The sequence below is a fragment of the Rathayibacter sp. VKM Ac-2754 genome (assembly GCF_009807095.1).
Classification (GTDB): Bacteria; Actinomycetota; Actinomycetes; order Actinomycetales; family Microbacteriaceae; genus Rathayibacter.
Genome location: NZ_WUCC01000004.1, coordinates 353,830 through 377,947, shown reverse-complemented (window position 1 = coordinate 377,947; position 24,118 = coordinate 353,830). Strand labels below are relative to the sequence as shown.

The following is a 24,118-nucleotide window of genomic DNA, read 5'->3' as shown; positions in this document are numbered from 1 at the left end:
ACTGAGACACCGAGGTCTCACAGCGGCGCGAGAGCCCCCGTCATCGCGAGCCCGAGGACGGCGGCCAGGAGCGCGGCCGCCCACATCCCGAGGCCGTAGCCGAGCCCCGCCGCCCAGCGGCCCTCGAGCAGCATCCGCGCGGCGTCGACGCTCGCCGTGCTGAAGGTCGTGAAGCCGCCCAGGAGGCCCGTGCCGAGCACGGCGCGCCACTCGGCGCCGACCGCACCCGAGAGCGCGAGGCCGGTGACGACTCCGAGAAGGAGCGACCCGGCGACGTTGATGATCGCCGTCCCCACCGGCCAGCGCACGGGGATCAGCGAGCGCGCGACTCCGTCGACGACGAGGCGGGCCGCCGCGCCGACTCCCCCGGCCAGCGCGACGCCGAGGAACAGCGCGAGCCCGATCATCCGGCCACTCTCCTGCGTCGCGCCGCGATCGCGATGCCCAGCGCGGCCGCAGCCGTTCCGATCACGAGCGTCACCGCGGTGTAGAGGACCGACTCGGCGAAGCGCCCCGCCTCGAGCAGCGCCACGGTGTCGAGCGAGAAGGTGCTGTAGGTGGTGTAGCCGCCGAGCACGCCCGTCCCGAGCAGGAGGCGCAGCGTCCGCCGCCCGCCGTCGTCGGGCCCGCGCCGCGCGAGCGACTCGAGCAGCAGGCCGAGCAGGAGGGCTCCGGTGAGGTTCACCGCGATCGTGGCGACGGGCAGATCGCCGAGCGGCGGCAGGAGGAGGGAGACGCCGTACCGGGCGGCCGTCCCGACCGTGCCGCCGGCCGCGACCAGGAGGATCGCGCGCGGGCGCAGGTGGAGCGGCGTCACTCCGCGAGGTCCCAGGGCGCCCGCCGCGACGAGTCGCGCAGCGGGACGACCATGACCGGGCGGTGCTGACGGTGCGCCAGGTGCACGGCGACGCTCCCGCTGAGGAACTCCGCGATGCTCGCGAGGACCCCGGAGTCGCGCGTGCCGACCACGATCATCCGCGCATCGGTCTCCTCCGCCACCGCGCTGAGGGCCAGCGCGGGCTCCCCCTCGGCGACCCGCAGCGTCCACGGCACGTCGAGGTCGGCGAGCGCCGCCTCGATCTGGGCGCGGAGCGACGGACTCGCCGCCGGCCCGCCCCCGTCGCGCGGGACCAGGCCGATCGGGATGCCGCCGGTCATCGGATCGACGTACTCCCCGACGAGGTAGGGGTCGGGCTCGACCGAGAGCAGCAGGAGCGGCGCGCCGAGCCCAGCGGCGAAGCGCGCGGCGGTGCGGACGACCTCGGGCCGCTGGCCGTCGACGACGCCGACGAGCACGGGTCCGGAGGGGAGAGGATCGGTCATGGCGGTTCCCTTCCTGTGGCGTTCATCCTCCCACCGGCGCTCGCCCGCGTCTCGGTGTCGTCCGACCGATTCCTCCGTGACCGTTTCGTGATGTTCGGGCTGCGAGCTAGACTCGCTCCTCGCCGGGCCAACGCCCGCACCCCCCTGGCCCCGATCCGAGGAGAGCACACGCGTGTCGCACCCTGACATTCCCGTCCCAGCGGAGTGTCACGACACGTCCTCCCCCGCCGCCGCGCCGCTCACCCGCCGCGAGGCGCGCGCCGCGGAGGCCCGAGTCGCGGAAGCCCGAGCCGCTGAGCTCCCCGCGCCCCGTCCGGCCGCCGCTCCCCTGCAGCGGACCGCGCCGCCCGCCGACCCGCGCTCGAACGGCCTGAGCCGCCGCGCCCTCACCTTCGCCACCTTCTCGGTCGTCGGCGGGCTCTTCGCGACCGCCGCGATCCCCGCCTACGGAGCGAGGAGCACGACCGGTGCCGCCGCCGGCGCCGGAACCGCCCGCGCCGACCTGCAGAACCTCACCGTCTCGTCGGAGGCGGCCGGCCAGACCGCCGTCCGCGACGCCTTCGCCGCGCCGACCCAGGCGCAGCTCGACGAGGCCAGCCGCCAGGCGGCCGTGCTGTCGAGCTCCGACGGAGGCGCCTTCACGACCGTGCAGACCCGCGCGGTCGGCGACGACTACCCGTGGCCCTACGAGACCATCGACGACGACGGCGGCGGACTCTCGCCTCTCGGCTACTACTACCGCGAGTGCGTCGACTTCGTGGCCTGGCGCCTGAACCGCGACGCCGGCGCCGCCTCCGCGCCGTGGAAGTACACCTGGGGCAACATCACCCCGCTCGGCGGCAGCGCCTGGGAGTGGCCCGACAACTGGGCCGCCAAGGGCTGGGCGACCAGCAGCACCCCGATCGTGGGCTGCGTCGCCTGGTGGACCTACAACCACGTCTCGTACGTGCAGAAGGTCAACGACGACGGCACCGTGCTCCTCGAGGAGTACAACTACGGCGGCAAGCACAGCTACGTGACGCGCACGTTCCCGACGGCGCAGGTCCCGCTCTTCCTGTACCCGCCGGCGATCTGAGTCGACGCCCAGCCTGATCCCGAAGCGCGTCGTGCGGCTGCGGAAGGGGCGCCAGTGCACTCAATGTCTCTTAGGTAGTTCCCCTCTGGGAATCGGGGCGAGCGCACCCCTACTCTGATCGGGCGCGGGCACCGAGTATTCACCGTCCGCCTCCCCCGTCATGGCGACGTGACTGGTCGATTCCGCTCCCCGCTGAGAAAGGCGACCCATGTCGTCCCTGCACCGCACAGCACGACAGGCGTTCCTCCGGCCGATCCAGGCGCTCCTCGCGGCCGTGGCGGTGACTGCGACACTGCTCGTCGCGCCGGCGGCGCAGGCCGACACGGTCCTGGAGGCGGAGCCGAACACCACGACCTCCACCGCTCAGGTCCTTCCGCTCGGTACAACAGTCTCCGGATCGTTCACCGAGGATGTGAACTGCGCCTACTTCGCCTGCGACACCTACAAGACGACCGCGGGAAGCGCCGGACGCCTCCAGCTCGATCTCCGCTTCGCGGACGACCTCGGCACCGACGGGCGGCTCTATATCCGCGTACTCGACGCGGCGGGGAGCGCGATCTACGACCAGACCCTCTCCTCGGCGGACTACGACGGGAGCAGACTCCGCGCGCTCGCTATGTACGTCGACTCCGGAGTCTTCTACGTGTCCATCAGCGCCTCAGGGTCCTCGCTCTGGTCTAACGAGCAGTACTCCTTCACGGCGACGGTCACCCCGGGAGTCGTGGAGACAGAGCGGAACGACTCGACGGCGACTGCCGACTCCATCGCCCTAGGAAGAACCATCGCCGGTTCCCTCTTCGACGGGAACTGCGCCTACTCGGATTGCGACGTCTTCCGGCTGACGATGCCGCAGGCGTCGAAGCTCAGCGTCGACTTCCGATTCTCGTGCGACCTGGGAACGGGCAGTCTCTACGAGGTGTCGACCATCGACAACGCCGGGAACAGGATCACCCGGACACCTCTCGGCGGAGCGGACTGCGACGGCGCTGCACTGCGCTCGGTCCAGGTGATCGCGCCCGCCGGCAATGTGTACGTCGAGGTCACGCCACGCAGCAGCGTCACCCGAGCGCAGGAGTACAAGCTCACCGTCACCCGCACCGACACCCCCGCGCCCGACGTCGACGTCACTCGCCTCGCGGGCTCCGACCGGCAGGGCACCGCCGTCGAGATCTCGAAGGCGACGTTCGCGCCCGGAGTCCCCGTCACCTATGTCGCGACCGGCTCCAAGTTCCCCGACGCACTGGCTGCCGCTCCCGCCGCCGCCACTCAGGGCGGGCCGCTGCTCCTCGTCGACCGCGACTCGATGAGCCCCGCGGTCCGCACCGAGCTCACCCGGCTCACCCCCGGCAGGATCGTCGTCGTCGGGTCCTCGGCCAGCGTCAGCGACGCGCTCCTCGCCGACCTGCGGAACTACGTGCCCTCCGGCGACGTCGCCCGCATCGGGGGCGTCGACCGCTACGACACCGCGAACAGGATCGTCGACTACGCGTTCCCCTCCGGCGCGAGCACGGCCTGGGTCGCGACGGGCGAGAAGTTCCCCGACGCCCTCAGCGCCAGTGCCGCGGCAGGAGCGGTCGACGCCCCGGTGATCCTCGTCAACGGCGGTCTCTCCACGACCACCGCGCAGACGCGCCAGCTGGTCACCGACCTCGGCGCCGCCTCGCTCACGATCGCGGGAAGCGCCCTCTCGGTCAGCGAGGGGATCAAGAACTCCCTCCCCGTCCCCTCCACCCGCATCGGCGGAAGCGACCGCTACGACACGTCCGAGAAGCTGAACAAGGCCGCCTTCACCGCTGCTGCGACGGTCTACTTCGCGACCGGTGAGAACTTCCCCGACGCCCTCGCCGGCGCCACCGCGGCGGGCTACACGGGCAGTCCGCTCTTCGCCGTCCGCCCGAACTGCGTCCCCCGGGCCGTCCTCGACGACATCACCGCCCTCGGGGCCTCGAAGGTCGTCCTCCTCGGCGGTCCGGGTACGCTCTCCGACTCCGTCGCCCGACTGACGTCCTGCTGAGCGGCACCTCCCCGGGACCCCTCGAGCTCATGCGCGACTCGAGCTCGACGGGGTCCTCGTGGAGGCGGGTCAGTCGGCCAGCAGCCCCAGCAGCACCTCGAAGGCCGGCTCGCGCGGGTCGATCAGCTCGAAGTGGCCGACTCCGGGGAGCTCGTGCAGCGTCGCGGAGGCGTGCCGGCGCGCGTAGCGGCGGCTGTACGCCACCGGTACCTCGGCGTCGCGGTCGCCGTGGACGACCGACACCGGCATCGGCGGCGCGGGGAGGCGGAGGGGATCCGCCCGGGCCCGGTGCTCGTCGGAGGGGCCGAGCAGCGCGGTGACCGCGTCGTCGCTGAGGCGGGCGTCGGCCGCGGCCTGCAGATCGAGCACGCCGGCGAGCGCCACGACCGACGACACGTGCGGCGACGGATCCACGGCCTGCGACCACACGGCGAGGTGCCCGCCCGCGGAGTGGCCGACGAGTGTCGCCCGCGCCGCACCGAGGCGGGGGATCGCGGCGACGACCGAGCGGACGTCGTCGAAGGTGCCCGGCCGGCCGCCTCCCGGGTCGCCGATGCGGCGGTACTCGGGGAGGAGCACGTCGAACCCGCGGTCGGCGAGCGCCGCGGCGAGCGGGCGCGCGTGCCTCCGGTCGTAGCGGTTGCGCCAGAACCCGCCGTGCACGAGCGCGACGGGGGCGCCTCCCCCGCGGTACACGTCGGCGATCTGCTCGGGCGCAGGGCCGTAGCGGAGCACCTCGTCGGGCTCGCGCGCGGGCAGGTCGAGGACGTCGGTCACGCGTCCTCCGGTCGTCGCCCGATCTCGGTGCGCACCGCGAAGAGCTCGGGGAAGAAGGTGAGCTCGAGCGCCTTCTGCAGGAACCCGACTCCGCTCGACCCGCCGGTGCCCGGCTTGAAGCCGATGGTGCGCTGCACGGTGCGGAGGTGGCGGAAGCGCCAGGTCTGGAAGTTGTCCTCGACGTCGACCAGCTCCTCGCAGGCCTCGTAGGCGCCCCAGAACTCGCCGTCGTTCTCGTAGATCCGCGTGAAGACGGGCACCAGCGACGGTGTGAACACGTGCGCGAGGGTCACGTCGCGCTCGAGGAGCTCGACCGGCACGTCGTGGCCGGCCCGGGCGAGCAGGCGCAGGAACTCGTCGTACAGGCTCGGCGCCTCGAGCAGCTCCTGCAGCTCGGCCCGTGCCGCGTCGTCGCCGCGGAAGACCTCGAGCATCTTCGCGTTCTTGTTGCCGAGCAGGAACTCGACCGCCCGGTACTGGTGCGACTGGAAGCCCGAGGAGTTCGCCAGGAAGTCGCGGAACTGCGCGTACTCGGTCGGCGTGAGCGTGGCGAGGACCGACCACTGATCGGTCATCGTCCGCTGGATGTGCTTGACGCGCGCGATCTTCTTCAGCGCCCCGGAGAGGTCGTCGGCGGCCATCAGCCGGCACGCGGCGCGCAGCTCGTGCAGCAGCAGCTTGAGCCAGAGCTCCGAGGTCTGGTGCTGGATGATGAACAGCATCTCGTCGTGGTGCTCGGGGCTGCTCACCGGGTTCTGCGCCGAGAGCAGCGTCTCGAGCGACAGGTACGAGCCGTAGCTCATCTTCTCGCGCAGGTCGGTGACGATGCCGCTCTCGAGGTCGCGGGTGTTCTCGTCGAGGGCCATGGCGCCCCTCCTCTCGTGATCGCCGTCCCCGAACTCTACGGTCGACCGAGCAGGGAGGATGGGGGCATGAGGTCTCGACTGGTGGGCGTCGCGGTGGGGGTCGTCGCGGCGGTACTCGGGCTGCTCCCCTGGCTCCTGACGGGGATGCGGCTGCCGGTGCAGAACCTCTGGCGGGTCGAGGTGGCGCCGGAGTCGATGCCGCTCGCGCTCCTGCCGTTCAGCCAGTACTCGATCGTGCTGATCGCCGCCGTGCTCCTGATCGGCTCGGCGCTGGCGGGTCTCGCGGTGCGGATCCGCGGGCGCGGCACGCTCGGCGCGGTGCTCGGGGTGCTCGTCGTGCAGGTCGTCGCCCTGGTGCAGTCGGCGGTCACCCTGGCGGGCGGCCTCGCGGAGGGGACCCCCTCCTCCGTCTACCTCGCCGCACTCGTCGCGGGCGTCGTCGCGTCGATCGTCGTCGGCGTGCTGGTGCTGCTGCTCCTCGCGCGGGCGCCGGCGCCGGGCGCGGCGATCGGGATCTCGATCGCCGCGATCGCCGCGGGGAGCTGGCTGTCGACCCTCCTCGGCCCGCTCGCCGCGGGGAGCGTCGCCGGACTCGCCGTGCTGAACGCGGTGCAGTGGCTGCCCGGGATCCTCGCCGGGCTCGCTCTCGCGTGGTGCGGGCTCACCTCGGTCGTCCGCGGGCTCGCCTGGGTCGTGAGCCTGGTGCTGCTGTGGGTCGGGCCGACGCTGGTGACCGCTGTGTCGGCCGCGTCGAGCTCGCGTGCCCTCGGGCCGTACCCGCTCGAGATGCTCGACTACGGGTGGCAGGTCCTCACGACGGCGCTGCTGATCCCGGCGGTCTCGCTCCGGACGGCGCTGACGGCGCTCGTGGTGGGCGCCGTCGGCTTCGTCGTGCTGTCGGCCCTGCAGCGCCGCCGCGCCTGACTCCTCAGAAGTTGCGGTAGTCAGAAGTTGCGGTAGTCGCGCTCGACTACCGCAACTTTCGAGGAATCGCGGGTCAGGACTCGAACCAGCCGCGGGGGTGGTGGTCGGCCGTCAGCGGCGTGCGCGGGTGCTTCGGGCGCGCCCAGCGCACGGCGTTCGCCAGCACCCGCTTGATGTCGGGGTGGTGGTAGACCGGGTAGTCCTGGTCGCCGGGCGAGAAGTAGAACACCTTGCCCAGGCCCCGCGTGTACGTGACTCCGGAGCGGAACACCTCGCCGCCGGTGAACGTCGAGAGGAACACCGTCTCCTCCGGCACCGGGATGTCGAAGTACTCGCCGTACATCTCCTGCTCGGGGATCACGATCGGGCTGGGCACGCCCTCGGCGATCGGATGCGTCGGCGCGATCGTCCAGACCAGCTCGCGGTCGTGGTCGTTCCGCCACTTCAGCGAGCACGTCGTGCCCATCAGCGCCCGGAAGATCTTGGAGTAGTGCGCGGAGTGCAGGATCAGGATGCCCATCCCCTCCTGCACGTGCCGCAGAACGCGCTGCACCACCTCGTCCGACACCTCGCCGTGGGCGATGTGGCCCCACCAGAGCAGGACGTCGGTGCGCGCGAGCGCCTCCTCGCTCAGGCCGTGCTCGGGCTCGGGGAGCGTCGCGGTGCGCACCGCGACGTCGTCGCCGAGCGACTCGACGAGGCCGTCGGCGATCACGCGGTGGATCCCCTCCGGGTAGTGCCGCATCACCGTCTCGTCGCCGCGCGTCTCGTGGCGGAACTCGTTCCAGACCAGGATCTCGAGGGGCTCGCTCATGCGACCTCCACCTCCTTCTTCTCGGCGGCCGAGCGGTAGATCGCGTCGACGACCCGGCTGCGGTGCAGCGCGTACTCGCCGTAGTGACCGGAGTAGCGGGGGCCGCCGGCGGGTGCGTCGGCCCCCGAGGCGATCGCCTCGAGGAACTCGGCGATGACCGAGCGGTGGTGCCCGGCGGGCACCTTCACGTCGGGGTACGAGGTGGTGGGGGCACCGGCGACCTCGGAGTAGAGGCTGAGGGTCCCCTCCGTCGCGTAGTCGGCGACGTGCAGGCGCGCACCGCCGGCCGAGCCGAGCAGCTCGACCTCGATGTCCTCGTAGACCTTGGAGTAGCTGGCCCAGGAGGCGTCGAGCTGGAGGCTGCGGCCGGTGTCGAGTCGCAGCAGCGCGCTCGAGAAGTCCTCGACCTCGAAGGCGTGCGTGCCGGACGCGGCGACTCCGTGCGGGCGCCCGCCGCGGCCCGAGCGGCCGATCTCGCCGTAGGCGACGGCCGAGACGCTCGTCACCCTCGGCTCGCCGAGCAGGTGCAGCGCGATGTCGAGCACGTGCGAGCCGAGGTCGATCAGCGGACCGCCGCCGGCGAGCTCCTTGCTGGTGAACCAGGAGCCGATGCCGGGGATGCCGGTGCGCCGCTGCCAGCTGGCGCGGGCGTGGTAGATGTCGCCGAGCGGGGCGTCGTCGAGGTAGCGGCGGAGGTAGGCGACGTCGGCGCGGCGGCGGTGGTTGTAGGCGATCTCGAGGACGCGGTCGTTCGCGCGCGCCGCCTCCACCATCTCGGCGGCCAGCTCGGCGGTCGTGGCGAGCGGCTTCTCGCAGAAGACGTGCTTGCCGCTCGCGAGCGCGGCGACGGCGATGGGGTGGTGGAGGTGGTTGGGCACGCCGATCGAGACGACGTCGAGGTCGTCGCGGGCGACGAGGTCCTCCCAGTCGGCGTAGAGGTCGGGGACGTCGCGGGTCGCGCCGAGCTCGCGGAGGCGGGCCTCCTCCTGGCCGGCGAGCGCGACGACGCGCGCACCGGGGAGGGCCTGGAAGGCGTCGAGGTGAGTGGTGCCGGCGAAGCCGAGGCCGACGACGCCGACCCGGAGCTCGCGTGTGTTCTCAGTCATGCCTCCGAGCCTAGTCGAATTGATTCGAGTCCTCGATAAAGATCGCTGGGCTCACCGTCGCATCGACGTCAGAGCCAGGAGGGCCGCCTCGACGATCGCGTCGGGGCTGCCGGCGATGTCGACGGTGACGCCGTCCTCGCCCGGTTCGAGGGGCTCCAGTGTCGCGAGCTGCGAGGCGAGCAGTGCGGGCGGCATGAAGTGCCCGGTGCGGGCGCGGATGCGGGCGGCGTGGAGCTCCCTCGCGCCGGTCAGGTGCACGAAGAAGAGGGGCCTCCCCGCGCTGGTGCGCAGGAGATCGCGGTAGACGCGGCGCAGCGCCGAGCAGGCGACGACGGTGCCGGCGTCGGGCGCGGTGTGGAAGACCGCGCCGACCGCGTGCAGCCACGGCCAGCGGTCCTCATCGGTGAGAGCCCGCCCCGACGCCATCTTGGCCTTGTTGGGCTCGGGGTGCAGGTCGTCGGCGTCGATGAAGACGCCACCGAGAGCGTCGGCGAGACCGACTCCCGTGGTCGTCTTGCCGCAGCCCGCCACACCCATCACGACGACGGCGGGGGCGGGACTCGCGGGCTGTGCTGATGCGGGCGCTGTCCGGACCATCGCGGTGGGACCTCCTGGGCGGTGTCGAGGGATCGGCGAAGCTGGGGCGCTGTCGGGTCGCACGGCTACCGCCGACCGAGTCGGTAGGACGCCGCGCTGACGGCAGCGACAATGGAGGAGTCCTCCGCGAGCGCCGGGTCGATCAGCAGGAGAAGTGCGCGCACAGCACGGTCGCCGGTCTCGGCGGCGGCGCGGGAGATCGATGCGCCCGCGCGGTCGGCGGGAAGGCTCCCGGACCGCGCGGCGGCGACCCACGCACCGAGCACCGTGACCGCGCTCGGCGCATCTCTGCCCGCGTCCCGCTCGGCGAGCAGCACAGGAGCGATGCGCACGCGCAGCTTCGCGACTGCGTCCTGTCCGATCTGATCGAGCGAGTGCCTGATGCGGCCGTTGTCGAACCGGTCGAGGAGCGCGGCCCGGTAGGCGGGCAGGTCGAGCCCCCTCGTCGGCAGGTGGCGCGACGCCTCGTCCCAGAGCTGCTCCACGAGGTCGCGGGTCACCGGATCGCCGACCGCCTCGGCCACGGTGCTGTGCCCGCGGAGCGATCCGACGTAGGCGAGGAGGGAGTGGGCTCCGTTGAGCAGCCACAGCTTCCGGCGCTCGAACGGCTCGATGTCGTCGACGAAGCGTGCTCCGACGCGCTCCCAGGCAGGGCGGCCCGCGGGGAAGGCCCCGGAGAGCACCCAGTCGTGGAACGGCTCGGTGACGACGGGCGCGCGGTCGTGCCAGCCGGCGAGCCGCGCCACGGTCGCGGCGTCCTCGGAGGTGGTCCTCGGGGTGATCCGGTCGACCGACGTCGACACGAACGAGACGGACTCGTCGAGATAGGCGAGCGTCCGAGGCGACACGCGCTCGGCGAGGGCGCGCAGCCCCGTCCGCACGAAGGGGCCGTTGTCGGGCAGGTTGTCGCAGGGCACCACGGCGAGGGGGCCCGCGTCGGCGCGGCGACGGGCTTCGATGCCGAGGAGAAGGCGCCCCAGAGGGGTCCGGCCGGCGTCCGTGCCGCCCGCTCGCAGCGCGTCGGGCAGCCGGGCGATGTCCTCGCGCATGGCGTCGACCGACTCATCGGGCCGGCCCTGCGCGTCGAGCGCGTAGCCGGCCTCGGTGACCGTCAGGGTCACGAGCGCCGTGTCGGGCGACGACAGGATCCCGGCGAGCCGATCGACCCGCGAGCCCTCCTCCGCGCGGACGATGCTGTCGACGACGACCACGTCATCGCGCTCCGCCGAGCGCACGACGAGGGAGTACAGGCCGTCCTGCGCGGCGAGCTCCTGCGCCGCCTGCGGGCTCCGGCCCGTGAAGGCGGCTATGCCCCAGCCGGGATCCTCCGCCGCGGCGGTGTACCAGGCCTGGTGCGCGCGGTGGAACGCGCCGAGACCGAGGTGGGCGATCCTGACCGGCGGCCGCCGGGTCCGCGCCGGAGCGCCGGAGTCGTGACCGCTCACAGCTTGAACACCTTCCTCGGCTGCGCGTCGACGAGGTCGACGACCCGCCTCTCGGCCTGGTGCCGGGTCAGCCGGCCCTCGATGACCAGCCGGGCGAGGAACACGGCGTCGAGACGGCGGGACATGTCGTGGCGGGCCGGGATCGAGAGGAACGCGCGGGTGTCGTCGATGAACCCCGATCCACGGGAGAAGCCGGCCGTCTCGGTCACCGCGGAGCGGAATCTGAGCACGGCATCGGGAGCATCGAGGAACCACCACGGCGCCCCGATGAAGACGCTCGGATAGAAGCCGGCGAGCGGCGCGATCTCGCGCGAGTAGGCGGTCTCATCGACGGTGAACAGGACGAGGTGCAGATTCCTGTCGAGTCCGTACCGCTCGAGCAGCGGGCGCAGGTCGTGCGTGAAGGTCGTGGTCGCCGGGATGTCGTGCCCCGAGTCCGGCCCGGAGGCGCGGAGCGTCTCACTGGAGTGGTTGCGGACGACGCCCGCGTGCACGGTCATCACGAGACCGTCGCGAGCGCTCATCCCCGCCATGCGCAGCAGCATCGCGCCGCGGAACTCCCGCGCGCCGGCAGCATCGAGGCGGCCGGCCACTGCGAGCCGGAAGAGCGAGGCCGCCTCGTCGTCAGACAGATCGGCGGTGTGGCAGTCCGCGACTCCGTGGTCGGCCGAGACCGCGCCGTGCGCGATGAAGTGTGCCCGCCGCGCCTCCAGGGCGTCGAGGTACCCCGAGAAGTCGTCGGGCGCCGTCCCGTGGTGGTCGGCGAGCCGGCGCACGCTGTCACCGAAGGCCGCCGCGGCGGGATCCAGGTAGGCGTCGGGGCGGAACGTCGGCAGGACGCGACCCGTGACGCCCGGATCGGCCGCGAGCGCGGCATGCCCCGCGAGATCGTCGAGCGGATCGTCCGTGGTCGCCAGGACGTCGATCCGGAACCGCTCGAACAACGCCCGAGGGCGGAACTCCGGCTCGGCGAGGCGCTCCGCGATGGCGTCGTAGATCGCGTCGGCGGTCGCTGCCGAGGGGTTCACCGCGATCGCGAACAGCTCCGACAGTTCGTGCATCAGCCAGTACCCCGACGCCGTCCCCTCGAACAGGTGCCAGCGGCTCGCGAAGCGGCGCCAGATCTCCCGCGGCTCCGCGGCGGCCCCTCCGACACCGAGATCGGCCAGGTCGACGCCGTCGGCGTGGAGCAGGCGGGTGACGTAGTGGTCGTAGCGGATGAGGAGGTCGGCCGGGTCCCGGAACGACTCGTCCTCGAGCAGGAGCGACGGAGCGACGTGCCCGTGCGGCGAGACGATCGGGAGGTCGGCGACGGCCGCGTAGAGATCGCGGGCGACCCCCCGGGTCGCGGGGTCGCTCGGGAAGAGGCGGTCGGGATCGAGGGTCAGCGGTTCGATGCTGGTCGGCATGGGATGCTCCGGTCTGTCGGATGCGGACGAGGACGATCGGTCACCAGTCGTGGACGGTCCCGTCTGCGAGACGGTTGTAGGGCAGGTAGGCCTGCTCGTACGGGTACCTCCCCGCCTCGTCCACGTCGAGCTCGACGCCGAGCCCCGGCTGGTCGCCGGGGTGCAGCATCCCGTTGCTCCAGGTGAACGACTGCTGGAACACCGAGTCGGTCTTCTCGCCGTGCTTCATGTACTCCTGGATGCCGAAGTTGTGGATCGCGAGCCCGAGATGCATCGCCGCGGCCATTCCGACCGGGGAGATGTCGGTCGGCCCGTGCATGCCCGACTTGATCTGGTACTGGGACGCGTAGTCGAGCACCTTCTTCAGGTGCGTGATGCCTCCGGTGTGGGTGACAGCGCTGCGCACGTAGTCGATGAGCTGCTCGCGGATGATCTGCTGGTAGTCCCAGACCGAGTTGAAGATCTCACCGATCGCGAGCGGCGTCGTCGTGTGCTGGCGCACCAGCCGCAGCGCCTCCTGGTTCTCGGCCGGTGTGCAGTCCTCGAGCCAGAAGAGGTCGTAGGGCTCGAGGGACTTGCCCAGCTGCGCGGCCTGGATCGGCGTCATCCGGTGGTGGGCGTCGTGCAGGAGCGGAAGCTCGGGGCCGAACTCGTTGCGGACGGCCTCGAAGACGGTCGGGACGTGGCGGAGGTAGCTGCGGGTGTCCCAGTCCTCCTCGTTCGGCAGTGCGCCGCGCTGCGCCGGCTCGTGGTCGTAGCGGACGCCGCTGTTGGCTTCGAAGGTCGCGTTCGAGGCGATCCCGTAGATGGACTTCAGGCCCGGCACCCCGGTCTGGATGCGGATCGCGCGGTAGCCCGCCTCCTGGTGCTCGCGCACCGAGTCGAAGAGTTCGTCGGTCGATTTGCCGGAGGCGTGCCCGTAGGCCAGCAGGCCAGACCGCGACGCTCCGCCGAGCAGCTGGTACACGGGCATGCCGGCGGCCTTGCCCTTGATGTCCCAGAGCGCCATGTCGACGGCCGCGATGGCGGCCATGGTGACCGGTCCGCGCCGCCAGTAGGCGCTGCGGTAGAGGAACTGCCAGGTGTCCTCGATGCGGGAGGCGTCGCGCCCGATCAGGAGCTGAGCGACGTGCTCGCGCAGGTAGGCGACGACCGCCATCTCCCTGCCGTTCAGGGTCGCGTCGCCGAGGCCGGTCAGCCCGTCGTCGGTGGTCAGCTTCAGGGTCACGAAGTTCCGGTCGGGGCTCGTGACGATCACTTCGGCCTTGTCGATGATCATGGCTTCCTCACTTCCGCCCTTCGGGGCGTCTCTTGCTGGATCGAGCCCGACGGGCTCGGGGAACAGGGGTGCGGGGCGCTCCCGAGCACCCGTAGGGCGTGGGGAGCGCCGAGCGCGGGGTCACGGCGCGATGAGGCCGAAGGCGGTAGGCAGCCACAGCGAGAGCTGCGGGACGAAGGTCACGATGAACAGGCCCACGCAGAGCGCCCAGAAGAACGGCCACAGGCGGCTGATCACCGGCTCGATGCGGACGCCGGCGACCCGCGCCGCGACGAAGAGGTTGTTGCCGATCGGCGGCGAGATGTTGCCGAGGCACATGTTGAAGACCATCATCGCGCCGAAGTGGATCGGGCTGACTCCGAGCGCCGTGACGACCGGCAGGAAGATCGGCGTGAAGATCAGGATCGCCGGAGTCGGGTCCATGACGGTTCCCGCGAGCAGGAGCACCACCATGATCAGGATCAGGATCACGGTGACGTTGTCGGTCACGCCGAGCAGTCCCTCCGTGATGAGCTGCGGGATCCGCGCGTACGAGAGGACCCACGCGAGGATGCTGGACACCCCGATCAGGAGCATGACGATCGCCGTCGTCTTCGACGCGTCGAGCACGACCTTGGGGAGGGACTTCAGCGGAAGGGTGCGCTGCGCGAGGCCGAGGAGGAACGAGTAGATCACCGCGATGACCGCTGACTCCGTGGCCGTGAAGAAGCCGCTCAGGATGCCTCCGATCACGATGACGATCATCAGCAGTGCGGGGATCGCGCGGAGGAGGATGACGAAGCCCTGGCGCGCAGTGGGGCGCGCGGCGACGGGGAGTCCCTTGTTCTTGCGGGCGTGGAGGGCGACCACCACGGCGCAGATGGCCACCCACAGCAGGCCCGGGCCGACGCCGGCGAGGAACAGCGCGGCGATCGAGGTGCTCGAGACCAGCGCGTAGACGATGAAGGTGTTGCTCGGCGGGATGAGCATGCCGGCGGGAGAGGCGGCGGCGTTGACCGCCGCCGAGAACGCTGGGTCGTAGCCGTCCTTGCGCATCCGCGGAGAGAGCACCGTCCCCACCGCCGCGGCGGAGGCGACGGAGGCGCCGGAGACGGCTCCGAACATCGCGTTCGCGACGACCGTCGTCTGGGCGAGCGGGGCGGGAAGCCGACCCGCGATCACGAGGGCCAGATCGATGAGGCGCGTGGCGATGCCTCCGGTGTTCATCAGGCCGCCGGCCAGGATGAAGAACGGGATCGACAGCAGCGCGAACGAGTTGGTGCCCGCGAAGACGCGCTGGGCGGAGGTGAGGGCCGCGCCCTCCCAACCGAGCAGGACGACGATCGCGAGGGCCGAGGGCAGACCCATGGCGACTGCCACGGGCAGCCCGAAGGTGATGCCGAGGGTGATGCCGCCGAGGAGGACGACGGTGGCGATGACGGTCGCGGTGTCCACGGCGATCAGACCGCCTCGGTGGTGTCGTCGAGCGCGGGAGTCGGATCCTCTGCCCCGGTGAGGATGCGGGCGAGGTGGATGAGCGAGTAGACGGTGATGAGGACTCCGGCGACGGGGAGGGCCAGATAGACCTGGCCGACGGTGATGGGGAGGGTGGAGACCGCCTGGCCCCAGGCGTTCTCGGCGATCCGCGAGCCGCCCAGCACGAAGACGAACAGGGCGAAGAAGACGATGATCAGCTGGACGAGGACGGCGACGAGTCGCTGCGCAGGCCGGGAGAACTTGTCGACGAGGATCTCGACCGCGATGTGGCCGCGCTCCGAGAAGACGAGCGCCGCGCCGATCAGCGCCAGGACGACGAAGGTGTAGAGCGCGGCCTCCTGCGTCCACGGCGCCGAGTTCTGCAGTACCTGTCGGGTGAAGACCTGCCAGCTCACGATCGCCACGAGGGCGACGAAGAGGACGATGCAGACGATCCCGAGGACTCGATCGAGTCCGCGGCGCACGCGGTCGAGGACCAGGACGGCTCGCGGTGGCGGGACGGCGCCGCCCTCGGGGGCGCCGCCGGACGGGGGTGTTTCGGACATGTCGTCGTCCTTCTCGAAGGGTTCGTGCCGCGACGGGGCGGTCGGACGGGAGTGGGAGGCGACCGCGGGCGGCGGTCGCCTCCTCCACTCACTCGGCGGCGGCGCGGGCCTCGTCGAAGAGCTGCTCCTGGCGCTCGTCGGTGATGAACTCGTCCAGCAGGGGTGAGATGGCGTCGGCGAACGCCTCGCTGTCGACCTCGGTGAAGGTGGCTCCCGCGGCCGTGGCGTCGGTGATCGCCGACTCGGTCGCCTCGTTCCAGAGCTCGGTGTGCTGCTGCCAGGTCTCACCCCACGCCTCGGTGAAGGCCGCGCGGTCCTCCTCGGACATCTCGTCGAGCACGCCGGTGTTGCCGATGAGGTAGTCGAGGCCGATCAGGTGACGGGTGTACGAGAAGTACGGCGCCACCTCGTAGTGCTTCTGGGTGAAGTACGAGACCTCGTTGTTCTCGGCGCCGTCGATGACGCCGGACTGCAGGCCCGTGTAGACCTCGCCGAACGCGAGGGGAGTGGGCGAGGCGTCGAGCGCCTCGATCAGCGAGATGAAGAGCGGGCTCTCCTGGACGCGGATCTTGAGGCCCGAGAGGTCGGCCGGCTCCTCCGCCGGTCCGTCCTTCGTGTAGACGCTGCGCGCGCCCTGCGTGAAGCCGCCGACCACTGTGAGGTTGTTGCTCTCCTCGAGTGAGGTGTAGAGCTCGTCGGTGAGATCGGGAGAGTCGTTCACGACGGTCATCTGGTGCTCGATCGAGTCGAACACGGTCGGGAGGTCGTAGACGAGGAAGTCCGACGAGAGGTTCTCGAGCTGCGGACCGGAGACGATTGCCATGTCGACCGAGCCGTCGCCCACCAGCTGCAGGGTCTCGGCCTGCGCGCCCAAGGTCTCATTGGGGTAGACCTGGATCGACCAGCGGCCGTCGGTCGCCTCGTCGAGCCGCTCGCCCATCGCCTCGAGGGCGATGTACGAGGGGTGCTCCTCGGTCTGGTTGAGGGCGAGGCGCAGCGTCCTGCTCTCGCCGCCGCCTCCGCCGGAGGACTCCTCTTCGCCGGCGCCCGAACAGGCCGCCAGTCCGAGCGAGGCGACGGCGGCGATCGAGACGGTGGTGAGGAGCCGAGTGCTCTTCCGCATGTGATTCTCCTTCGAATGCAGTGCGCAGGGTGATGCAGGGGGTGTCGGCGACGAGGGGATCCCGGGCAGAGCTGGTGCGGGTGCTCTGCGCAGCGTCGGCGCGATGGAGTCCATTCACCCAAGCGCTGGGCGGGGCGGCAACGAGTTGCCGTCAGTTGCCGTGCGTTCAGCGGCCACCGGCTCGGCGCATGCTCGCCCACCGCCGCGTCGGGCGGACGGTACCGGTCGACTCGCGGACGATCAGCTGGGTGGGGAGCAGGGCCGTCTTGAGACCGCCGCTGGCGTCGCTGGGGCGCCGCGGCGCAGCGCCGCGCAGATCGGCGAGGAGGGTGTCGATCGCGACGGCACCGAGCTGCCGCAGCGGTGCGGCCACGGTCGTCAGGGGCGGCGTGCAGAAGTCGGAGCCGAAGATGTTGTCGAACCCGAGCACCGACACGTCCTCGGGGATCCGGGCGCCGAGGCTCTGCAGACCCCTGAGCAGTCCGATGGCCATCAGGTCGTTGTACGCGATGACGGAGGTCGCCTGCGACGAGGCCAGCTCGTTGGCGGCGGCGAGGCCGCCGGCCTGGGTCGGCTCGAACGGTCCGATCCTGCGCGTCCTCAGACCCCGCTCCTGGGTCGCCCCGCGCAGAGCGTGCCACCGGATGCCGTTCGCCCAGGAGGCCTCCGGCCCGCCGGCGTACGTGATCGAGGTGTGGCCGAGCTGCGCCAGGTGATCAACGGCTCGGGCCATCCCGCCCGCGTTGTCGGAGGTGACGCTCGTCACGTCGCTCATCGAGCGGTTCAGCAGTACCGTCGGCCGCTGTCTCGCGGCCATCCTGATCGCCGAGTCCGACAGCCGCGAGGTGGCCAGGACGATGCCGGCGACCATCGGCAGGGTGCGGTCGAGCACCCGCTTCTCGGCCTGCGCCGACTCCTGGACGTCGGCGACGAGGAGCGTGTAGTCGGCCTCGGAGGCCTGCTCCTCCGCGCCGCGGAGCAGGTCGAAGAAGTAGGGGTTCGTCACGTCCGCGACGACGATCGCGATCAGCGAGGACTCGACGGCGGGCGCCGGGCGGGTGAGCGGATCAGTGCGGTAGCCCAGCTCGGCCGCCACCCGGCGGATGTGCGCGGCCGACTCGGCGCTGACCCGGCCCGGCCGCGAGAAGGTGCGCGACACCGTCGAGGGGGCGACTCCGGCCGCGGCCGCCACGTCGTAGATCGTCAGACGCCTGGCGGTCGGCTCCGCGGGGACCTCCGGCTCGTCCGGCGGCCCGCTCGACGTCTTCGCCATGGCCCGATAGTAGGCGAGCCCTGCGCGCAGTTGCCAAGGGATGCCGCCGGATCGGTGTTGTTCTGGCAACAGGCAGCAACCGGTGGCGGTGTCGCCGGAATACGGCACCATGACCGGATGACCGACCTGTCGAAGAACGAGACCGCCGGCGAGACGGCGGAGAGCTCCGCCGCCGTGAGCGGCCTCACTCCCGAGCAGGCGACCCAGGTCGATGTGGCCGAGTACGAGCTGCGACGTCTGGGACTCGCGGAGGTCAGAGTCCTCCACCACGGTGATCTCGCGATCATCGCCGCGCCCGCGCGCGACCTCAGCCTGATCGCGAACAGCCCGCTGCGGGGCGAGGTGCTCCGGGCGGTCGGCGCGGCGGGGTTCGATCGCGTGGCGCTCGATCTCTCCGGTCGGGTCTGACCCTCCGCGACGGCGACAACTGCTGGCAATCGCTTCTCGGCCGCTGGGGGCGGCGACACAGTAGGGCCACTGCCCCTGGGGGCGGTGCCCGCGAGCCGGGCGTTCAGCCAGAGGATCAAAGGAGATCGATCGATGCCATCCACCCGGACCAGACGCTCGAGGCGCTCGGCGCTCGCAGTGTCGACCATCGCCGCGCTGGCGCTGACGGGAGGGGCCGTCACGGCCCAGGCCCTCCCCGCCGCAGCCGCAGCCAGTCAGCCGACCATCGAGTCGAGGGTCAAGGACACCGTCACCCTCGACGGACTGCAGTTCCGCGATCTCAACGCCACCGGAGCCGTGGAGCCCTACGAGGACTGGCGCCTCTCCGTCGAGGAGCGCGTCGGCGACCTCGTCGGCCGGATGACCCTCGCCGAGAAGGCGGGGCTCATGCTGATCAACACCATGAACGCCTCCTGCGACGAGACCACGGGCGAGCGCGGGATCGTGCCTGCCTCGGGGGTGGCGCTCCTGAACGACCAGAACATGCGCCGCTTCGTCTTCAGGAGCGTCGTCGCCGATGCCGCCTCGGCATCGTGCACCTCGCCGACCGCGAGCGAGGCCGCGACGTTCACGAACTCAGTGCAGGAGCTGTCCGAGTCGAGCCGCCTCGGGATCCCGTCGCTGTTCAAGTCCAACGCCCGCAACCACATCGATCCCGATGTCCGCTTCGGGATCAACGAGGCGGCCGGAGCGATGACGGCCTTCCCCAAGGAGGCGGGACTCGCTGCGGCGGCGCTCGGCGAGGCGCGGGTCACCGGCACGGCGTCGCTGGGCGACATGGGCGTCATCGAGGACTTCACCGGAGTCATGGGCGATGAGTGGTCGGCGATCGGCCTCCGCGGGATGTACGGCTACATGGCCGATCTCTCGACGGAGCCGCGCTGGTACCGCACCCACGAGACGTTCACCGAGAACGCCGACCTCAACTCCGAGATCATGGGCACCCTCGTGCGCGAGCTGCAGGGGCCGGTCGACGGCGAGGGCGTCTCGCTCTCGGAGGACACCGACGTCGCGCTCACGCTCAAGCACTTCCCGGGCGGCGGACCGCAGGAGCTCGGCTTCGACCCGCACTACTCGTTCGGCAAGACCCAGGTCTACCCGGGCGGCGCGTTCGGCGAGCACATCAAGCCGTTCGAGGCCGCGATCGACGCCGGAGTGTCGTCGATCATGCCCTACTACGGCGTCCCGATCGACGTCGAGTACCAGGGAGTCCAGTACAACCCGCTCGGCATGGCCTTCTCGGACCAGATCGTGAACGGCCTGCTGCGCGACGACCTCGGCTTCGACGGATACGTGAACTCCGACACCGGGATCATCAACGACCGCGCCTGGGGTCTCGAAGACGCGACAGTCCCGGAGCGGGTCGCCACCGCGATCAACGGCGGTACCGACACGCTGTCGGGATTCAGCGACACGAAGACCATCACCGATCTCGTGGAGCAGGGCCTGGTCACCGAGGAGCGCGTCTCGCTCGCCGCCGACCGCCTGCTGACCCCGCTGTTCCAGATGGGGCTCTTCGAGGACCCGTACGTCGATGCGGCGGCCGCCGACGCGATCGTCGGCTCGGTCGAGAACGGGGAGACCGCTCTCGACCTCCAGCGCAAGTCACTCGTCCTGCTCCAGAACGAGACGACATCGGCCGGCACCGCCGCGCTGCCCCTGACGGCGGGCGCGAAGGTCTACGTCCTGGGCGACCTCGACCCGGCCGTCGTGGCCGAGTACGGCTACGAGGTCGTCGACGGCAACGTCCTCGACGAGAACGGCAACCGCCCGAGCGCGGAGGGCAGCGACCACGTCATCGTCTCGATGCGGGCGAACAACGTGAACACCGGTGAGTACGACAGCCGCGTGGCAGCCGAGACAGCGCCGATCAACCCGATCGTCGCCGAGGGCTTCGACGGACTCGACGGCGAGAGCCGCTACGGCGCGACCGATGCCTGCGTGATCGACCCCGCGGCGACCTGCAGCGACAACGGTCTGCGCTTCGGCGGCTCGCTGCCGTGGGAGTCGAGCATCCTCGACTTCACGGGGATGTCGGAGTCGGAGTCGTGGCAGGTGACCCCGTCGCTCGACGTGGTGCAGCAGGCCATGGCCGAGGTCGGCGATCCCGACAAGGTGATCCTCAACGTGTACTTCCGTCAGCCGTTCGTCCTCGACGAGGCCAGCGGACTGCGCGACGCCGGTGCCATCGTGGCCGGCTTCGGCAGCAGCCCGACGGCGCTGATGGACGTGCTCTCGGGCGGGTTCGACCCGCAGGGACGGATGCCGTTCGCCCTGGCCGGGACCCGCGCGGCGGTCGAGCACCAGTACAGCGACCTCGCCGGATACGACGAGACCGATGACGGAGCGCTGTTCGAGTTCGGCCACGGACTCTCGTACGAGCGGACCAGCACCCTGGACATCGACCTCTCCGCCGTCTCGACGGTGTCGGGCCGGACGACGAAGGTGACCGTCACGGCGACGAACAACGAGGACGTCGCGGCCGGTGTGGCCCTCGCGACTCCCTACGGCACGGTGAAGCTGCCCGCGCTCAAGGCGGGAGCGACCGTGACGAGGACCATCACCCTCCCCGGCACCTCGGTCCCGACAGGGACGATCGCGGTCACCCTGACAGCGACCGTCGATGGTCGCGAGATCTCGCTGACCGAGGACGTGACGGTTACGCGGACACGATGATCGTCTGACCACCAGTCCGCAGGGGCGGGCGACCCTCAGGGGGTCGCCCGCCCCTGTCGCGTCGCCGGGAGCACTCGCGCGGCTGGAGCTGTACGACGCGCGGCTCAGCCTGGAGACCCTGGCCGCCCGGCTCGCCGCGGAGGCGGTCGCGAGGGGAGCCTCGCTCCAGCCGATGCTGGACGCCCTCGACGCGGAGCAGCGCGCCCTCGACGACGCCGACTGGCTCGCCGCCTCCGAGACCTCCACCCTCCTGCACGAGTCGATCGTCGAGATCGGTGCCAGCGAACTGCTCGGCACGCTGATGCGCGGCATCTCGGGCCGGATGACCTGGCTCGCGTACCTCACCTCCGCGAGAGACCAGGGACAGCAGTCCGACGCGCACCACGGGCCGGTCGACGCCATCCGCTCCGGCAACCCGCGCCTGGCCGAGGCGGTCGCCGCCGCCCATATCGAGTCGGGGCGCGCGCCGTCGCTCGCCGTGCTCGCCCGCGACACGGACTGACGCGGGCACCTCCGACTACGCGGCAGAGCCCGTTCAGGTCGGTACGGAAGCCGATCCGGTGCGGAGGAAGAGGCTCGCCACGGCAGCACCGACGATGAGGACGGCCGCGACGGTGAGGCTGAGCTGCAGGCCCGGGACGAAGGAAGCCCTGTCGGCGATGAAGGCGCCGAAGACGGCGATCGCCACCGCGCCTCCGACCTGACGGAACGTGTTGAACACGGCGCTGGCCGTCCCGGCTCGGGCGGGCGGGACGCTGCTCAGCACGACAGAGGTCACCGGCGGCATCGTGACGGCGCCGCCGAGTCCGGTGAGGCAGACCGCCGCCCCGACCAGCACGGGCGAGGCGAGCGGAGCGGTGACGACCGCGAGAACGAGACCGAGAGCCATGAGGAGCAGCCCGGAGACGATCGGGACGCGGGTCCCGAAGCGGTTGGCCAGCGCTCCGCTGGCGATGTTGCCGAGGATGCTGAAGCCCGCGCCGGGCAGGAACACGAGACCGGCGAGGAGCGGTGGCAGGCCGAGCTGCTGCTGGAGGAAGAGGCTCAGGACGAAGACCGTGCCGAAGTTGCTCACCATGAAGGCGAAGCCCACACCGAGCGAGATCCGCATGCCGCTCGAGCGGAACAGATCGAGCGGCATCATCGGATGCTGGACCCGTGCCTGGATCACGAGGAACAGGACGATCGCCGCGACGGCGGTCGAGAGACTCGTCAGGACGAGCGGTGACGTGAATCCGACCGCGCCGCCCTCGATGAGACCGAAGACCAGCGCGGTGAGCCCGACGAGGGAGGCGAGCTGACCGGCCCAGTCGAACGGGGAGGTCGCGACCGGAGAACGACCGACGGCGCGGAGCAGGACGAGCATGAGAACGCACACCGGCAGGTTGATCGCGAAGACGAGCCGCCAGTCTCCGGTCGTGAGAGCACCGCCCAGCACCGGGCCGACGGCCGTCGCGACGGCCCCGCCGACGGCCCAGACGCCCAGCGCCCGCGTCCGTTCGCGATCGTCGGCGTACGCCTCGCGGATCAGCGCCATCGACGCCGGAAGCATCACCGCGGCGCCCGCTCCCTGGACCGCGCGCGCCGTGATCAGCAGCTCGATCGAGGGAGCCAGTGCGCACGCGATCGACGCCACCGCGAACAGGACGATCCCGGAGCGGAAGGCGCGCTTCGCGCCGAGGCGCTCGGACAGGTTCCCGGCGAGCAGCAGCAGCGCAGCGAACACGAGCGTGTAGCTGTCGATGGTCCACTGCAGCGCGACCGTGTCGCCGCCGAGGTCCCGGCCGATGGCGGTCAGGGCGACGTTCACGATCAGGATGTCGAGCGTGATCAGGAAGAAGCCCGACGAGCAGAGCAGCAGCGTCAGTCGACGGCGCCCGGCCGCCGGAGTCTCCATCACGATCTCGTGTTCCTCTCGGTCGCTCCTCCTATCGAAGACCTCGAGCAGCCCGCGCGGGATGCTCTCTCGAGAGGTGTTCGGGCAGAGCACCCCGGGGCGGAGCAGCGGGGCCTAGGGTCGGTCCTGGAACGGCGAAGGAGTTCCCAGCGGTCGCCCCCGGGAAGGGGAGACCCGAGGGGTGGACTCGACGAACAGGAGCACCCGATGAGCGATGCACGACCACACCGCCAGGCGGTCGCCCCTCCCAGTGTCCCGATCGGCGAGGACGCCTTCGCGGAGAGCGCCGCCACCACGCTGCGCTGGCTGGGGATGGCCGGCTTCCTCGTGAACACTCGCGGAACCGTGATCCTGATCGACCCCGTGCTGCACGGCTTCGACATGCCGTTGCTCATCGACGTCCCGCTCGGCGTCGACGACGTGCCGCGTGTCGACGCGATCCTCGTCACTCATGCGGACAACGACCACTTCAGCATCCCGAGCTGCCGTGACCTGGTGCCCGCGACGACCGCGTTCCACTCGACCCGGTACGTCGCCTCCGTGATGGCGGAGGAGGGGATCCCCGGGACCGGCCACGACATCGGGGACGCCTTCTCCGTCGGCGACCACGTCGACGTCACCGTGCTGCCCGCCGACCACGCCTGGCAGAACGCGCAGCCCGACTACCGGGGCCGGGTGTTCCACGACGAGGACAGCTGCGGCTTCTGGATCCGGACTCCCGACGGAGTCGTCTGGGCGCCCGGCGACTCCCGCCTGATCCGCGACCACCACCTCACGATGCCCGAGCCCGACGTCCTCCTCTTCGACTTCTCCGACAGCGAATGGCACTTCGGCTTCGACGGTGCCGTCGAGATGGCGAACGCGTACCCGCGAGCCGACCTGGTCCTCCATCACTGGGGCTCGGTCGACTCCCCCGAGTTCGCGCCCTTCAACGGCGACCCCGCCACCCTCTGGTCGCGGATCGTCAACCCGTCCCGCATCCGAGTGGTCGCCCCGGGAGAGTCGTTCGCGGTCCGATCCCGCTGAGGCGGCTCAGAACCGGGACGCGGACC

The 24,118-nt window shown here is 71.2% G+C and carries 23 protein-coding genes; 7 read left to right on the top strand and 16 right to left on the bottom strand.

The features are described from left to right. Positions 1–17: 17 nt before the first annotated feature. Genes GRS92_RS09335 through GRS92_RS09325 form a run of 3 tightly spaced genes read right to left on the bottom strand, consistent with a single transcriptional unit; the run spans position 18 to position 1,323 of the window. Positions 18–407 (bottom strand): fluoride efflux transporter FluC, encoded by a 390-nt coding sequence (locus GRS92_RS09335; RefSeq protein ID WP_204162372.1) that lies wholly within the window; start codon positions 405–407, stop codon positions 18–20. Next, a complete protein-coding gene (crcB, locus tag GRS92_RS09330) occupies positions 404–817 on the bottom strand; it encodes a fluoride efflux transporter CrcB (RefSeq protein ID WP_159855506.1) in 414 nt (137 codons plus the stop codon). The genes GRS92_RS09335 and crcB overlap by 4 nt, the downstream gene beginning before the upstream one ends. Continuing rightward, positions 814–1,323 (bottom strand): universal stress protein, encoded by a 510-nt coding sequence (locus GRS92_RS09325; RefSeq protein ID WP_159855504.1) that lies wholly within the window; start codon positions 1,321–1,323, stop codon positions 814–816. The genes crcB and GRS92_RS09325 overlap by 4 nt, the downstream gene beginning before the upstream one ends. Positions 1,324–1,495: 172 nt before the next feature. Between GRS92_RS09325 and GRS92_RS09320 the strand changes: the two genes are divergently transcribed. After that, positions 1,496–2,398 carry a CHAP domain-containing protein gene (locus GRS92_RS09320; RefSeq protein WP_159855502.1) on the top strand — a complete coding sequence of 301 codons (903 nt, stop codon included), beginning with the start codon at positions 1,496–1,498 and terminating at the stop codon, positions 2,396–2,398. Positions 2,399–2,606: 208 nt separating this feature from the next. Then, positions 2,607–4,412, top strand: coding sequence for a cell wall-binding repeat-containing protein (locus tag GRS92_RS09315; RefSeq protein WP_159855500.1), 1,806 nt, complete (start codon positions 2,607–2,609; stop codon positions 4,410–4,412). A gap of 69 nt (positions 4,413–4,481) precedes the next feature. Here the strand turns inward: GRS92_RS09315 and GRS92_RS09310 are convergent, their stop codons facing one another. Both GRS92_RS09310 and GRS92_RS09305 read right to left on the bottom strand, forming a co-directional pair. Continuing rightward, entirely contained in the window at positions 4,482–5,189 is a 708-nt protein-coding gene (locus tag GRS92_RS09310; RefSeq protein ID WP_159855499.1) for an alpha/beta fold hydrolase, read from the bottom strand. After that, entirely contained in the window at positions 5,186–6,055 is an 870-nt protein-coding gene (locus GRS92_RS09305; RefSeq protein WP_159855498.1) for a tryptophan 2,3-dioxygenase, read from the bottom strand. The genes GRS92_RS09310 and GRS92_RS09305 overlap by 4 nt, the downstream gene beginning before the upstream one ends. 66 nt (positions 6,056–6,121) lie before the next feature. On the opposite strand from GRS92_RS09305, the gene GRS92_RS09300 reads away from it, so the two are divergent. Next, positions 6,122–6,979: a hypothetical protein gene (locus tag GRS92_RS09300; protein WP_159855497.1), complete on the top strand. Its 858-nt coding sequence runs from the start codon at positions 6,122–6,124 to the stop codon at positions 6,977–6,979. A gap of 73 nt (positions 6,980–7,052) precedes the next feature. Here GRS92_RS09300 and GRS92_RS09295 read toward each other — a convergent pair whose 3' ends face one another. The 10 genes from GRS92_RS09295 to GRS92_RS09250 form a co-directional block, all read right to left on the bottom strand. Then, a complete protein-coding gene (locus GRS92_RS09295; RefSeq protein ID WP_159855496.1) occupies positions 7,053–7,793 on the bottom strand; it encodes a ThuA domain-containing protein in 741 nt (246 codons plus the stop codon). After that, entirely contained in the window at positions 7,790–8,899 is a 1,110-nt protein-coding gene (locus GRS92_RS09290; RefSeq protein ID WP_159855495.1) for a Gfo/Idh/MocA family protein, read from the bottom strand. The genes GRS92_RS09295 and GRS92_RS09290 overlap by 4 nt, the downstream gene beginning before the upstream one ends. Positions 8,900–8,950: 51 nt before the next feature. Further along, positions 8,951–9,496 (bottom strand): gluconokinase, encoded by a 546-nt coding sequence (locus GRS92_RS09285; RefSeq protein ID WP_159855494.1) that lies wholly within the window; start codon positions 9,494–9,496, stop codon positions 8,951–8,953. A 65-nt stretch (positions 9,497–9,561) separates the two neighbouring features. Then, positions 9,562–10,941: a mannitol dehydrogenase family protein gene (locus GRS92_RS09280; protein ID WP_159855493.1), complete on the bottom strand. Its 1,380-nt coding sequence runs from the start codon at positions 10,939–10,941 to the stop codon at positions 9,562–9,564. Further along, on the bottom strand, positions 10,938–12,350 hold the full coding sequence (uxaC, locus tag GRS92_RS09275) for a glucuronate isomerase (protein ID WP_204162371.1): 1,413 nt from the start codon (positions 12,348–12,350) through the stop codon (positions 10,938–10,940). The genes GRS92_RS09280 and uxaC overlap by 4 nt, the downstream gene beginning before the upstream one ends. Before the next feature lie 40 nt (positions 12,351–12,390). Continuing rightward, positions 12,391–13,629 (bottom strand): D-mannonate dehydratase ManD, encoded by a 1,239-nt coding sequence (gene manD / locus GRS92_RS09270; protein WP_159855492.1) that lies wholly within the window; start codon positions 13,627–13,629, stop codon positions 12,391–12,393. Positions 13,630–13,749: 120 nt separating this feature from the next. After that, a complete protein-coding gene (locus tag GRS92_RS09265; RefSeq protein ID WP_159855491.1) occupies positions 13,750–15,063 on the bottom strand; it encodes a TRAP transporter large permease in 1,314 nt (437 codons plus the stop codon). A 5-nt stretch (positions 15,064–15,068) separates the two neighbouring features. Next, positions 15,069–15,650 (bottom strand): TRAP transporter small permease, encoded by a 582-nt coding sequence (locus GRS92_RS09260; RefSeq protein ID WP_159855490.1) that lies wholly within the window; start codon positions 15,648–15,650, stop codon positions 15,069–15,071. Between the two features lie 88 nt (positions 15,651–15,738). Then, on the bottom strand, positions 15,739–16,773 hold the full coding sequence (locus GRS92_RS09255) for a TRAP transporter substrate-binding protein (RefSeq protein ID WP_159855488.1): 1,035 nt from the start codon (positions 16,771–16,773) through the stop codon (positions 15,739–15,741). 166 nt (positions 16,774–16,939) lie between these two features. Continuing rightward, entirely contained in the window at positions 16,940–18,046 is a 1,107-nt protein-coding gene (locus GRS92_RS09250; RefSeq protein ID WP_159855486.1) for a LacI family DNA-binding transcriptional regulator, read from the bottom strand. A gap of 117 nt (positions 18,047–18,163) precedes the next feature. Here GRS92_RS09250 and GRS92_RS09245 point away from each other — a divergent pair, with 117 nt between their 5' ends. From GRS92_RS09245 to GRS92_RS09235, 3 genes are all read left to right on the top strand, one after another. Further along, positions 18,164–18,454, top strand: coding sequence for a hypothetical protein (locus GRS92_RS09245; RefSeq protein WP_159855484.1), 291 nt, complete (start codon positions 18,164–18,166; stop codon positions 18,452–18,454). A gap of 132 nt (positions 18,455–18,586) precedes the next feature. Next, positions 18,587–21,169, top strand: a complete 2,583-nt coding sequence (locus GRS92_RS09240; RefSeq protein ID WP_159855482.1) for a glycoside hydrolase family 3 N-terminal domain-containing protein — start codon at positions 18,587–18,589, stop codon at positions 21,167–21,169. 4 nt (positions 21,170–21,173) lie between these two features. Then, positions 21,174–21,671 carry an FCD domain-containing protein gene (locus GRS92_RS09235; protein ID WP_159855615.1) on the top strand — a complete coding sequence of 166 codons (498 nt, stop codon included), beginning with the start codon at positions 21,174–21,176 and terminating at the stop codon, positions 21,669–21,671. 33 nt (positions 21,672–21,704) lie between these two features. Here GRS92_RS09235 and GRS92_RS09230 read toward each other — a convergent pair whose 3' ends face one another. Then, complete coding sequence (locus GRS92_RS09230; protein WP_159855613.1) at positions 21,705–23,066, bottom strand: DHA2 family efflux MFS transporter permease subunit; 1,362 nt, start codon at positions 23,064–23,066, stop codon at positions 21,705–21,707. Between the two features lie 207 nt (positions 23,067–23,273). Between GRS92_RS09230 and GRS92_RS09225 the strand changes: the two genes are divergently transcribed. After that, positions 23,274–24,092, top strand: a complete 819-nt coding sequence (locus GRS92_RS09225) for an MBL fold metallo-hydrolase (RefSeq protein ID WP_159855480.1) — start codon at positions 23,274–23,276, stop codon at positions 24,090–24,092. Positions 24,093–24,118: the final 26 nt, after the last annotated feature.